Origin of the sequence: Nitrosomonas sp. JL21, assembly GCF_009833095.1 — a bacterium.
Lineage (GTDB): Bacteria > Pseudomonadota > Gammaproteobacteria > Burkholderiales > Nitrosomonadaceae > Nitrosomonas.
The window spans coordinates 1-12,409 of record NZ_QRCB01000055.1 but is presented as its reverse complement, the minus strand read 5'-3'; the positions used below and the strand labels follow the sequence as shown (position 1 = coordinate 12,409).

General features: G+C 50.5%; 12 protein-coding genes. 7 read left to right on the top strand and 5 right to left on the bottom strand.

The window, feature by feature from the left end; translation table 11 throughout:
- Positions 1 to 6 precede the first annotated feature (6 nt).
- From ABF87_RS13815 to ABF87_RS13805, 3 genes are read right to left on the bottom strand one after another with little or no spacing between them, the layout of a single operon-like run.
- Positions 7 to 570 (bottom strand): TPM domain-containing protein, encoded by a 564-nt coding sequence (locus tag ABF87_RS13815; protein WP_345789923.1) that lies wholly within the window; start codon positions 568 to 570, stop codon positions 7 to 9.
- The gene (locus tag ABF87_RS13810; protein ID WP_160829703.1) at positions 512 to 1,399 is read right to left on the bottom strand and encodes a YgcG family protein; all 888 of its coding nucleotides are present in this window, start codon (positions 1,397 to 1,399) and stop codon (positions 512 to 514) included. Before ABF87_RS13810 ends, ABF87_RS13815 begins: the two co-directional genes overlap by 59 nt.
- A 19-nt stretch (positions 1,400 to 1,418) precedes the next feature.
- Complete coding sequence (locus ABF87_RS13805; protein WP_160829702.1) at positions 1,419 to 2,027, bottom strand: LemA family protein; 609 nt, start codon at positions 2,025 to 2,027, stop codon at positions 1,419 to 1,421.
- A gap of 312 nt (positions 2,028 to 2,339) precedes the next feature.
- On the opposite strand from ABF87_RS13805, the gene ABF87_RS13800 reads away from it, so the two are divergent.
- The 5 genes from ABF87_RS13800 (at position 2,340) to ABF87_RS13780 (ending at position 10,485) form a co-directional block, all read left to right on the top strand.
- Complete coding sequence (locus tag ABF87_RS13800; RefSeq protein ID WP_160829701.1) at positions 2,340 to 5,213, top strand: ribonucleoside-diphosphate reductase subunit alpha; 2,874 nt, start codon at positions 2,340 to 2,342, stop codon at positions 5,211 to 5,213.
- Between the two features lie 171 nt (positions 5,214 to 5,384).
- Complete coding sequence (locus ABF87_RS13795; RefSeq protein ID WP_160829721.1) at positions 5,385 to 6,578, top strand: ribonucleotide-diphosphate reductase subunit beta; 1,194 nt, start codon at positions 5,385 to 5,387, stop codon at positions 6,576 to 6,578.
- A 59-nt stretch (positions 6,579 to 6,637) separates the two neighbouring features.
- Complete coding sequence (locus ABF87_RS13790; protein ID WP_160829700.1) at positions 6,638 to 7,681, top strand: DUF4062 domain-containing protein; 1,044 nt, start codon at positions 6,638 to 6,640, stop codon at positions 7,679 to 7,681.
- Between the two features lie 88 nt (positions 7,682 to 7,769).
- Positions 7,770 to 9,164 (top strand): class II fumarate hydratase, encoded by a 1,395-nt coding sequence (gene fumC / locus ABF87_RS13785; RefSeq protein WP_160829699.1) that lies wholly within the window; start codon positions 7,770 to 7,772, stop codon positions 9,162 to 9,164.
- Positions 9,165 to 9,180: 16 nt separating this feature from the next.
- Entirely contained in the window at positions 9,181 to 10,485 is a 1,305-nt protein-coding gene (locus ABF87_RS13780) for an MFS transporter (protein WP_160829698.1), read from the top strand.
- Positions 10,486 to 10,634: 149 nt separating this feature from the next.
- On the opposite strand, the gene ABF87_RS14700 is transcribed toward ABF87_RS13780, so the two are convergent.
- Complete coding sequence (locus ABF87_RS14700) at positions 10,635 to 10,787, bottom strand: hypothetical protein (RefSeq protein WP_164503250.1); 153 nt, start codon at positions 10,785 to 10,787, stop codon at positions 10,635 to 10,637.
- Positions 10,788 to 10,937: 150 nt separating this feature from the next.
- Between ABF87_RS14700 and ABF87_RS14695 the strand changes: the two genes are divergently transcribed.
- Positions 10,938 to 11,129 carry a hypothetical protein gene (locus tag ABF87_RS14695; protein WP_164503249.1) on the top strand — a complete coding sequence of 64 codons (192 nt, stop codon included), beginning with the start codon at positions 10,938 to 10,940 and terminating at the stop codon, positions 11,127 to 11,129.
- 317 nt (positions 11,130 to 11,446) lie between these two features.
- On the opposite strand, the gene ABF87_RS13770 is transcribed toward ABF87_RS14695, so the two are convergent.
- Positions 11,447 to 11,701, bottom strand: coding sequence for a hypothetical protein (locus tag ABF87_RS13770; protein ID WP_160829696.1), 255 nt, complete (start codon positions 11,699 to 11,701; stop codon positions 11,447 to 11,449).
- A 274-nt stretch (positions 11,702 to 11,975) separates the two neighbouring features.
- On the opposite strand from ABF87_RS13770, the gene ABF87_RS13765 reads away from it, so the two are divergent.
- Complete coding sequence (locus tag ABF87_RS13765) at positions 11,976 to 12,353, top strand: hypothetical protein (RefSeq protein ID WP_160829695.1); 378 nt, start codon at positions 11,976 to 11,978, stop codon at positions 12,351 to 12,353.
- Positions 12,354 to 12,409: the final 56 nt, after the last annotated feature.

Here is a 12,409-nt window from a genome sequence, read left to right as displayed (position 1 = left end):
CAAATTTCACTTCAGGATGACCGGTCTGTCAGCCAATTCATTGACCGGTTTCTCCCGCTGCAAAGGAAAATGCGTGCATAAATACTGGTCAATCGTTTTGATGCCTGCAATAACGCCTCTTTCGAATTGCTGTTGCCGGAACGCTGATTCCATGGCTTGACAGATCGTTTCCCATTCAGAATTTGACACGCAATGATTGAGCCCCCGATCGGCGACGATTTCCACATCCCGGTCAGCGAGCAATACATAAATCAATACGCCGTTGTTGTGTTCGGTATCCCAGATCCGTAATCGGGAAAACACTTCCACTGCGCGCTCCCGGGCGGTTTGGTTGTTCAATAGCGCCATGGTGCTGAGCGCGGCTTCCACCGCAAAGCAAATCTGGCCGGCATGATGCGTTTCCGATTGCTTGATTGCCAATTCGATTGCCGCCAGCGTTTTCGCCGGAAACAGCCGGCGTACGGTCAGTTGCCCCGCCAATAAATGGCTTTTGATACGGCTCACATTCATTTCACCATCTCCCGGATGCGCCGCCACCGCCAAATCCGCCGCCACCGCCGCCGAATCCACCCCCAAAGCCGCCGCCCCGGCCGCTATCGCCCCCCCAATAATGGCCGCCGCGGCCCGTTCTGTAAATGCCGGGTCCGGCCGATTGGAACAGCCCGAATGCGAAAGCGAGGATGGCAATAACAATGGCGGCCGCCAACGAAGAAAATAATAGCCATCCTACAAATCCGGCACCCACGCTGGTCACGGCAGCACCGGCAAAACGGCCGAATAGCGATTGGAACACCCTGCCGAATGCGATGAGTCCTATTGCGATGAATGCCAGATGATCGAGCATGCCGGCCGTGCCTGAGGATGCAGAACCGTGCTGGGCGGGTGGCGGGGGCAGCGGTTCACCCTCGACCAGTCTTACAATGGCATCGATGCCGGCATCGATGCCTGTGCCAAAATGTCCAGCTTTGAATTGAGGCACGATGATGTCGTCGATAATCTGCTTCGCCGTAGCATCCGGCAACACGCCTTCTAAACTATAACCGACTTCGATGCGCAATGCGTGATCATTCTTGGCTACCAGCAAGAGCACGCCATCATCGGTATTTTTGCGTCCCAGCTTCCAGCTTTCAACCACGCGCATCGAATATTGCTCAATGGTTTCGGGCTGCGTGGTCGGCACGATCAGCACCGCAATCTGACTGCCTTTTTTCTGTTCGAAGGCGATCAGCTTTTGTTCCAGTCGCGTCATTTCGGGAATGGACAACGTCGCCGTCAAGTCCGTGACATGTGCCTTGAGCTGCGGAATCGCGCTGTCTGCCCACGCATATTGAGCAATCCATAGAATTGCGAAAAATACCAGCTTTCTTGCCCAGTTTCGGAAAAATCGTTGAACTATCATGGCTCAAGTGGGGATAAGATTATTTTCTGTCGCGATCCGGACGATTGAAATCGACCACCGGTGCGGAAGAGATTTCTTGCTCATTGTCCACGCTGAAGCTCGGCTTGGTGTGAAAGCCAAATGCCATCGCCGTCAGATTGCTGGGAAAGCTCCGCACCGTGACATTGTAATCCTGCACTGCTTTGATATAGCGGTTGCGGGCCACCGTGATGCGATTTTCGGTACCTTCCAGTTGCGCCTGTAGATCGCGGAAATGCGTGTCCGATTTGAGTTCCGGATAATTTTCCACGACCACCATGAGCCGCGAAAGAGCGCTCGATAATTCACCCTGAGCATCCTGGAATTTCGAAAAAGCCTCGGTATCATTGATCAGTTCCGGGGTTGCCTGAATGCCGCCGACTTTGGAACGGGCCGTGGTGACGCCCATCAATACCTCTTTTTCCTGTGCCGCAAATCCTTTGACGACATTGACCAGATTTGGAACTAGATCGGCGCGGCGTTTGTATTGATTCAACACTTCTGCCCAGCTTGCCTTGATCTGTTCGTCTGTGGATTGAAGCGTATTGTAGCCGCAGCCACTTAAAGCGAGCGAACTGATCAACAGCATGATCAAAAATTGTTTGCGCATGGCGGTGCCTCTCCTCAAAAAACGATTATTGCCTAGATGGTGATTGAAGCGATTTTTACAATACTCCTGGAATGGCGGAGGAATCAAGCAGGATCTCCGATCAGGCAGATTCAGCACGTTCTTTTTTCGGAAAAAAATAATTTTTTTGTTTACCACCGATGCACATTGTGCAATACTTGCCCTACCATTGGTGCTGTATCGATATACGTTCAACACTATATGTTGTGGTTAACCGGGGAAAATACTATTTCATTGAATTCATGGAAATTGTCTTTTCTCTGGTCTTGAATAATCAGTTAGGGGAGATCATCTATGCAACTGACGACGGAACATACCAACCTCAAACCACTATCTGCCCAGCCAGGCTTTTTTGATACCGGATCACAGAATTCCCGTTTTTCTCACTACAAAGTGATACGCCGCAACGGGTCCGTCGTTGCATTTGAACCCGGCAAGATCTCGGTGGCCATGACCAAGGCGTTCATCGCGGTCGATGGCGGGCAGGGCGCGGCATCGGTCAGAGTGCGGGAAGTGGTTGCGAGCCTGACCACAGACGTGGTGAATGCATTGCTGCGCCGTCAACCGGACAGCGGTACTTTCCATATCGAAGATATTCAGGACCAGGTTGAACTGGCGCTGATGCGTTCCGGCGAGCATGATGTGGCGCGCGCTTATGTGCTGTACCGCGAGGAGCGGGCGCGGGAAAGAGCCAAGCTGAAGCAGAAATCCACTGCCGAAGCGGGCGCCGAAACACGGTATGTCATGGATGATGGCAAAAAGGTGCCGTTGGATATCGCCCAATTGTCGGCATTGATCGAATCGTCCTGTAAGGGATTGGGCAATACCATCGATGCGTCGTTGATTCTGAAATCCACGCTGAAGGATTTATACGACGGCGTGTCGCTCGATGAAGTCAGAAAATCGGCGATCCTGTCGGCGCGCGTATTGATCGAAAAAGATCCCGCCTATAGTTATGTGACTGCGCGTTTATTATTGAATAACATGCGCTATGAAATTCTGGGTGAAGAGATTTCACATCAAGCGATGCAGGCCCGCTATAAAGAATATTTTCCGGTATTCATCAAGCAGGGCATCGAAGCAGAACTGCTGGATCAACGCCTGGCGCAATTCGATCTGGCACGTCTTGCAGAAGCATTGGACGCCGAGCGGGATTTGCAGTTTGATTACCTTGGCTTGCAGACGTTGTACGACCGCTATTTCCTGCATATCAAGGAGCGGCGCATCGAATTGCCACAGGCTTTCTTCATGCGCGTCGCGATGGGATTGGCATTGAATGAGATCGACCGCGAAGCGCGCGCGATCGAGTTCTATCAGGTGCTGTCGAGCTTCGATTTCATGAGCTCGACGCCGACACTGTTCAATTCCGGCACCTGCCGCTCGCAGTTATCGTCCTGCTATCTGACCACGGTTCCGGACGACTTGGACGGCATTTATGAAGCCATCAAGGAAAATGCGCTGCTGGCCAAATATGCCGGCGGTCTGGGCAATGACTGGACATCGGTGCGGGCGATGGGCGCGCGCATCAAGGGCACCAACGGTAAATCCCAGGGTGTCGTGCCTTTCCTCAAGGTCGTGTCGGATACGGCGGTCGCGGTCAATCAAGGCGGCAAACGCAAAGGTGCGGTGTGCGCCTATCTCGAATGCTGGCATCTGGATATCGAAGAATTCCTGGAATTGCGCAAGAATACCGGCGATGACCGCCGCCGCACCCATGACATGAATACCGCCACGTGGATTCCCGATTTGTTCATGAAGCGCGTGATGGACGGCGGCGATTGGACATTGTTTTCGCCGTCGGACGTGCCGGATCTGCATGACAAATTCGGTCAGCAATTCGAACAGGCTTATCTGGCATACGAAGCCAAAGTCGAGCGCGGCGAATTGACGCTGCATAAAAAAGTGCCTGCGGTTCAACTTTGGCGCAAGATGCTGAGCATGCTGTTTGAAACCGGTCATCCGTGGATCACGTTCAAAGATCCCTGCAACGTGCGTTCTCCGCAGAATCATGTCGGCGTCGTGCATAGTTCCAATTTATGCACGGAAATCACGTTGAATACCAATGACAAGGAAATCGCCGTCTGCAATCTTGGCTCGGTCAATTTGCCCGCACATTTGAATGACGGCAAGCTTGATATGGACAAATTGAAGCGCACCATCCAGGTCGCCATGCGCATGCTCGATAACGTCATCGATATCAATTTTTACGCCGTCGCCAAAGCGCGCAACGCCAATCTCAAACACCGGCCGGTCGGGCTGGGCATCATGGGATTCCAGGATTGCCTGCATCAGCTCGGTATTCCGTACAGTTCGCAGGAAGCCGTGGAATTCGCCGATCGTTCGATGGAAGCCGTCGCCTATCAGGCGTACTGGGCTTCGACCGAATTGGCGGAAGAGCGGGGTTGCTATAGCACCTATCGCGGCAGCCTGTGGGATCGCGGCATTCTGCCGCATGATACGTTGGACGTGTTGCGTCAGGAGCGCGGCGGTTATGTCGAAGCCGATTCATCCACGACACTGGATTGGGATGCATTGCGGCAGCGCATCAAGCAACACGGCATGCGCAACTCCAATTGCCTCGCGATTGCGCCAACCGCGACGATATCGAATATCGTCGGCGTTTCCGCCAGTATCGAGCCGACCTACCAGAATCTGTATGTCAAATCCAACTTGTCCGGCGAATTCACGATCGCGAACAAATCGCTGGTGCGGGATCTGAAAAAGCTCAATCTGTGGGATGAAGTCATGATTGCGGACTTGAAGTATTTCGATGGCGCGATCAGCAAAATCGACCGCATTCCGGACAATATCCGCGCGCTCTATGCCACGGCTTTTGAAATGGATCCGCTCTGGTTGATCGAGGCGGGCGCGCGGCGGCAGAAATGGATCGATCAATCGCAGTCGCTGAATATCTATATGGCCGGCGTTTCCGGCAAGAAACTGGATGACACCTATAAACTGGCGTGGATCCGTGGCTTGAAGACGACCTATTATCTGCGTTCACTGGGTGCGACTGCCGCCGAGAAATCGACAGTGCGCGCCGGTTCCCTCAATGCGGTGCCGTCGGACGGCGGCATGTCTCAAGCCCTGGCGGCCAGAGAAGAGGTGGCGTCGGTCGAGATCAAATATTGCGCCATTGATGATGAGAGTTGCGAATCTTGCCAATAAATCCGAAACACCGATTAATTGCCTGCGCAAGCGATTTGCTGCGTTGGGTGGTGCTCGGAAACTCGCCTATCTTGCGATATGTCTCGTTTCCTGCGCTCCATCCGCCTTACAACTCATCTTGCTCGGTAAATTAAACAATGTTTCTCTGACTTAAACTGAAGGGAGTAAATGATGCTGACATTTGAAGATGAAGCCGTACCCGCGAACGTAACCCCGATTCATGCAGGGCATCCGACAGGCATGCACGATGTAGAAGCATTGGCAACGATTTCCACACAGGGTCATGACCGTGGTGCGCTAGCCGGCAAGCCAGCGGCCGAGGAGGAATCAACCGCCGGCAGCAGCAACCGGCGCATCTCGGTCGAAGACAAGCAAATCATCAATTGCAGCGCCGATGTCAACCAACTGGTGCCGTTCAAATACAAATGGGCCTGGGATAAGTATCTCGGCGCCTGCGCCAATCACTGGATGCCGCAGGAAATCAGCATGAGCCGGGATATCTCGCTGTGGAAGGATCCGAACGGTTTGACCGAGGATGAGCGCCGGCTGGTGAAGCGCAATCTGGGTTTTTTCGTGACCGCCGATTCGCTCGCGGCCAATAATATCGTGCTCGGCACCTACCGGCATATCACCAATCCGGAATGCCGCCAGTATCTGTTGCGCCAAGCCTTTGAAGAAGCCATCCATACCCATGCGTATCAATACATCGTCGAATCGCTTGGCCTGGATGAAGGCGAAATTTTCAATGCTTATCATGAAATTTCGTCGATTCGCGACAAGGATGAATTCCTGATCCCATTCATCGACACGCTGACCAATCCGCACTTCAAAACCGGCACGCAGGAAACCGATCAGCAATTGCTCCGAAGCCTGATCGTGTTCGCGTGCATCATGGAAGGCTTGTTCTTCTATGTCGGTTTCACGCAAGTGCTGGCGCTGGGAAGGCAGAACAAGATGACCGGTTCAGCCGAGCAATATCAATACATCCTGCGCGACGAGTCGATGCACTGCAATTTCGGCATCGACGTCATCAATCAGATCAAAATGGAAAATCCGCACCTGTGGACCAAAGCGTTCCGCGAGGAAATCTCTGAGCTGATGCAAAAAGCCGTCGCACTCGAATATCGCTACGCCGAAGATACGATGCCGCGCGGCGTGCTCGGCATGAACGCGCCGATGTTCAAGGAATACCTGCGCTATATCGCCAACCGCCGCTGCCAGCAAATCGGCCTCGACACGCTCTATCCGAACGCCACCAATCCTTTCCCGTGGATGTCCGAAATGGTGGATCTGAAGAAAGAAAAGAATTTTTTTGAAACCCGTGTAACGGAATATCAGACGGGTGGGGCGTTGAGTTGGGATTGAGGATTGCAATAGCTAACCATGGTATACATTAATAGGGGTCTAGGCGAACCGGATTTGTCATGAATAAACGATATCAAGTCTTTGTCAGCTCCACATATGCTGACCTAAAAGAGGAACGGCAGTGCGTAATACAGGCGCTGATGGAGATGGATTGCATTCCCGCTGGCATGGAACTTTTCCCAGCCGCAGATGAAGAACAATGGCTATTCATTAAGAAAGTTATTGACGACTGTGATTACTACTTACTTGTAATAGGTGGTCGGTATGGATCGACCACATCTGATGGCATCAGCTACACGGAAAAGGAGTTCGATTATGCAGTAAGCATTGGACTCAAAGTGATTGCTCTAATCCATGGGGAGCCGGATAACATTCCTTTCGGAAAATCCGAAAAAGACCCCGACTTGCGCACTCGACTCGAGAACTTCAAACAAAAAGTCATGGCGGGGCGTTTGATCAAATTTTGGAAAACCACAGGGGAGCTTCCTGGCTTGGCAGCGCGTAGCATATCTAAAACTATTAAGACTTATCCTGCGGTCGGGTGGGTACGGGGAAGCAGTGTTCCGAATGAAACTTTACTACTTGAGCTCAACGAACTTAGAAAGCAGAACACAGAGCTTGAACAATCCGTTCAGAAATTGGCCTCAGCTGACCGGCCAGTTATCGATGACATTGCCAATATCGACTCGCTTTATACCTTTCATGGAACATATTACAACTCTTATAGCGCATCAAAGTTGGACTTCGAGTGCTCAATCTCTTGGAGAAATTTATTTGCGCTTATTGCTCCATATTTGATTGAATACCCTAATGATGTATCAGTAAAAATTCGATTGTCCCAACTTCTCTTTGAGCGAACTACAGAGAAAGGGAGAGGGAAGGATCCAAGGATCAACGATCAAGAATTCAAGACCGTTGCCATTCAACTCAGTGCTTATGGACTAATCCAAACCCAATACTCTAAAACTACCCAAGGAGGCATGGCATTGTTTTGGTCACTTACCGATCGAGGTGAACGTTTTATGCTGGAAAGTCGAGTTATTCGTGAATGTCCAAATCTTGCGGAGCAGAAAATGCCTCTTCTATCGACAGAGCATCCTTGAATTCAGGCTTTATATATGCAGTAAATAAAACATTAAATCAAAATCTTTGTTGTTATCCAGATTTATCTTTTTTGTGAGGTAACTACCCATGCAAACCCGTGAAGAACGTGACACGATGGGAACGGTGCAAGTGCCCGCAGCAGCATTATGGGGCGCGCAAACCCAGCGCTCGTTGCAGAATTTCAAGATTTCCAATGAGCGTATGCCGGTGGCACTGATTCATGCGTTGGCGAGGGTCAAGCGCGCTGCAGCAAAAGTTAATCACGATTTGGGCTTGCTCAATGCCGCCAGCGCGGCGGCGATCATCGATGCGGCCGACGAAGTGATCGTCGGTCAATTCGACGATCAGTTTCCGCTGGTGGTGTGGCAAACCGGTTCGGGCACGCAAACCAACATGAACGTCAATGAAGTGCTGGCGAACCGCGCGTCGGAGATTCTTGGCGGCGGACGGGGCGCGGATCGCAAAGTGCATCCGAATGATGAGGTCAACAGAGGCCAGTCGTCGAACGATGTGTTTCCAACCGCGATGCATGTGGCCGCGGTGCAGGAACTGCATCATCATTTGATTCCGGCCATTCAGTTGCTGCGCGATACGTTGGCAACCAAAGCAGCGGCGTTTTCCAATATTGTCAAAGTAGGGCGCACGCATTTGCAGGACGCGACGCCGCTGACGCTCGGGCAGGAATTTTCTGGCTACGTCGCGCAATTGGAGCATGGCTTGAAACATGTTCAAGCTGCGCTGCCGCATGTGCATGAATTGGCGTTGGGCGGCACCGCGGTCGGCACCGGTCTGAATGCGCATCCGGAGTTTGCTGCACGGGTAGCGGCGGAGCTGGCGCGGTTGACGGGGTTGCCGTTCATCACGGCGCCGAATAAATTCGAAGCATTGGCCAGCAATGATGCGCTGGTGCATGCACATGGCGCATTGAAAACGCTGGCGGCATCATTGATGAAGATTGCCAATGACATCCGCTGGTTGGCGTCGGGTCCGCGATGCGGCATCGGCGAATTGCGCATTCCTGAAAACGAGCCCGGTAGTTCCATCATGCCCGGCAAAGTCAATCCGACCCAATCCGAAGCGATGACGATGGTGTGTTGTCAGGTGATGGGCAACGATGTGGCGATCAATATCGGCGGGTCGATGGGTAATTTTGAACTGAACGTCATGAAGCCCTTGATCATTCATAATTTTCTGCAGAGCGTGCGATTGCTGGCAGACGCCATGGTCAGTTTCAATGACCATTGCGCGGTCGGCATCGAAGCCAATGTGGAGCGCATCGATGCATTGATGCACAACTCGCTGATGCTGGTGACGGCGCTCAATCCGCATATTGGCTACGACAAAGCGGCGGAAATCGCGAAGAGAGCGCACCGCGAGGGCATCACATTGAAAGCAGCCGCCATCGCAACCGGCTATGTCACCGCCGAGCAATTCGATGCGTGGGTCATACCTGAAAACATGATTGGGAAGCAGGGCGGTTAATTTCCGCACGCGCTTCATGGCAGACACGTTTACATCCACGGATCCAGCCACGCGGCGCGAACGTTTTGCGTGGTGCATGTATGATTTTGCCAATTCCGGTTATACCACGGTCATTCTGACCGCCATTTTCAATGCGTATTTTGTCGGAGTCGTCGCAGCCGAGCAGGGCAATGGCCAGGCTACGCTGCTGTGGACGCTGACCATTGCTGCGGCCAATATGTTGGTGTTGTTCAGTGCGCCGGTGGTTGGCGCTATTGCCGATTATTCCAATGCCAAGAAGCGCTTTTTGATGATCACCACGGTGGGGTGCGTAGGTTTTACCGCATCGATGAGTATGGTTGGCCCGGGTGATATCATGTTGGCGGTCACATTGGTCATCCTGGCAACGTTCATGTTCGCCAGCGGCGAAAACCTGATCGCGGCATTTTTACCGGAAATTACGACACTAGAAACGATGGGGCGGCTGTCCGGCTATGGCTGGGCATTGGGCTACCTGGGCGGACTTCTGTCGCTGATCTTGTGCCTGGCTTATGTCACGTATGCTGAAAAACAAGGTTGGGATGCAGCCCATTACGTGCCGGTGACGACCTTGATCGTGGCTGTGTTGTTTGGTTTGGCGGCTTTGCCGACGTTGCTGTGGTTACGCGAAAGAAAAACAAATGTCGCATCCACATTTATCGCTGCAACGGCAATCAGCGCAGGATTTGGTCGATTACGAATGACATTGCACCAGGCTTGCGTACATACCGATTTGTTTCGGTTTTTGTCGTCGTTGACGGTCTACTATGCCGGCATTCATATCGTGATTGTGCTGGCGGCAGTGTATGCGCAGGAAGTGATGGAATTCACTACCCGCGACACCATCGTTTTGATCATGGTGGTCAATGTGACCGCAGCCATAGGCGCGTTTTTGTTCGGTCATCTGCAAGACCGCATCGGCTCCAAGCGCAGCATTGCATTGACATTGATGATCTGGTCGATAGCGATTATCTGCGCGTATCAGGCGCATGAAGAGAATTTGTTCTGGCTGGCTGCCAATTTGATCGGTATCGCGTTGGGAGGTGCACAATCCGCAGGACGGGCATTGGTCGGGCAGTTCACACCAGCCGGCCGCCAAGGAGAATTTTTTGGATTATGGGGACTGGCGACAAAATTGGCCGCAATCATCGGCCCGCTGACCTATGGCGGAATGGTGTATGTATTCGAAGGAGACCACCGCATCGCTTTGCTCAGTACCTTGGGATTTTTTATTGCCGGGCTTGTGATACTGATGACGGTGAATGAACAACGTGGGCAAGAAATGGCTAAGATTGATTATTAAAACGAGGAAAATTTTTTAGAGCTACCGCACGAACGGCTCAAGGCTTTTAAAAATGCCTGTAGAATCATGATAGATCCTACAGGTTTACTTTCAATTCATTAAATCTAAATTGCTTTAACCTGTGATAGGTGCAATGATTTTAATGATGATTATTTTGGAACTTCGTTGCGACCTTCAGCAGGTTTGCCTTCATGTGTCGTACCGTAGTTATCGGAACTAGCACTTTCTGGCGCAGTTGGTTTACCACATGCAACGAGGGTTAATGCAAAAAATATCGTAACAAAAAGTACTGAAAGTTTCATTTATCGTTATATCCATAGAATTTAAAAAAATACTTCTACTGCACTCAGACTATAACATGATATAGAAGAAGAATGTTTCTAAAAAATTATTTTTAAACTGATGTCTTAATTAAGGCAAGTAATTTTTTATACAAACAAAGGCGTTGCGAAATGAATAAAGAACCCCGCCGCAAGCAGCGGGGTATTTTGCTCAGAACAATGCAAGCTGGGAATCCGAGTGTAGTTTTAGATATGCCTTATCTTGAATTTGCACAGAAACACCCGAGAGTATCCAGCCCTTCCAGGCGATTCATGGAAGGTCAAAACCTCCTGAGAAGCTTAAAAGCAGCATATGGCACTTGAACCCGCCCGGATTCCCAGTTGTGCCAAGTACGATGAGTTACATGTAACATGTCAGCCGCCTTCTGCTTGCTAAGCCCTGCAAAAATGCGGGTTTCGCGTAATTTGCCATGATCAATCGGTTTAAATGGGTTGCGTCGATTTCTGCATTTTTTCACCTGATGAGCTTGATTGGTGGATACAAAACCCATTGCCACAAAACCCGATCAAAACGAGCGCCGGGTATCTTGCCTGACTCACAATAACGAATGACCTGAGCAACCCGTAAGCCGCGACTGATAGCGAAATTACGAGCAAGAACAGGACTATCGGCTTGAACTTCATGCTTTTTGTTCATCATCAATCCACCAATCGATTTCTTTCAAAGATCGTAATGAATGCATTGGTACAAAAGCCGGTAGCGCAGACCATAAAACCAGGCCGACAGGCCGCAAATCATCAAGCAAATCTGATTTCTCCTCATCCGATAAATCTGATGATGAAAGAACATCATCGATGCGATAAAGATAAAAATCAAACAAATTACCAAATTCAGAGCGTGTCAATTTCAAAGTGACAGTCTTTTCATTTTTCATTTTTCAAACTCCAATAAAGAAGCAAAACTGTTCCGCTTAAAATCGAAAAACTATTCCGCAAAAATTATAAACCAATTGCGTATAATTTGTATTATGTAAAACGTTTTTTAGATATCGCTCGGCAATTGAGAAAATTCTTAAGATCATTTTCGCCCCTTCCTTGGCTTATACCCATTCAGCGGTATAAACCTTTTAACTCAGCAATAAATGCGGCCCTTTTTAGGGCCGTGTTTTTTTGTGAAACCTGACATCATCAACCTTTTTGCGCAGAGAAATGGACTACCTCATAAAAACGACAAGCTGCGAAGAAATACAAAACATTACAGGCGAAGAACTGAGAATCATCAAGCAATGGAAAAAAGGAACCCGGCGTGTTCCCGCAGCGGCCAGCAAATTACTGCGGTTGTGTTTCGATGGAGACGCTAGCGTATTGCTTGGCCCTGATTGGAAAAACCACATTTTCAGGAATAACTTGCTATTCATACCCGAATGGCGGCGCGGATTGTCTGCACAGGATATCCGTTCAATGTATTGGGAAACTCAACTAGCAGCTAGTTTAAAACGGGAAATAAGTTTACTGAAAAGCGAGATTGAAAGACGAAACCAAGATATAGACCGGCTAGAAACAAAAGCAGAATTCTACAGAATGTAGTGGTCAACTAGTTCCGGATAAAAGATAAGCCGGATTTTCAGCCTTTGCTGGCGGGA

Bases quoted from the DNA above. Each gene is read 5' to 3' on its own strand.
- ABF87_RS14695 (WP_164503249.1), top strand. From the start codon at position 10,938: ATGAATAAAGAACCCCGCCGCAAGCAGCGGGGTATTTTGCTCAGAACA.
- ABF87_RS13795 (WP_160829721.1), top strand. From the start codon at position 5,385: ATGCTGACATTTGAAGATGAAGCCGTACCCGCGAACGTAACCCCGATT.
- ABF87_RS13805 (WP_160829702.1), bottom strand. From the start codon at position 2,027: ATGCGCAAACAATTTTTGATCATGCTGTTGATCAGTTCGCTCGCTTTA.
- ABF87_RS13790 (WP_160829700.1), top strand. From the start codon at position 6,638: ATGAATAAACGATATCAAGTCTTTGTCAGCTCCACATATGCTGACCTA.
- fumC (WP_160829699.1), top strand. From the start codon at position 7,770: ATGCAAACCCGTGAAGAACGTGACACGATGGGAACGGTGCAAGTGCCC.
- ABF87_RS14700 (WP_164503250.1), bottom strand. From the start codon at position 10,787: ATGAAACTTTCAGTACTTTTTGTTACGATATTTTTTGCATTAACCCTC.
- ABF87_RS13780 (WP_160829698.1), top strand. From the start codon at position 9,181: ATGGCAGACACGTTTACATCCACGGATCCAGCCACGCGGCGCGAACGT.
- ABF87_RS13765 (WP_160829695.1), top strand. From the start codon at position 11,976: ATGGACTACCTCATAAAAACGACAAGCTGCGAAGAAATACAAAACATT.
- ABF87_RS13810 (WP_160829703.1), bottom strand. From the start codon at position 1,399: ATGATAGTTCAACGATTTTTCCGAAACTGGGCAAGAAAGCTGGTATTT.
- ABF87_RS13800 (WP_160829701.1), top strand. From the start codon at position 2,340: ATGCAACTGACGACGGAACATACCAACCTCAAACCACTATCTGCCCAG.
- ABF87_RS13770 (WP_160829696.1), bottom strand. From the start codon at position 11,701: ATGAAAAATGAAAAGACTGTCACTTTGAAATTGACACGCTCTGAATTT.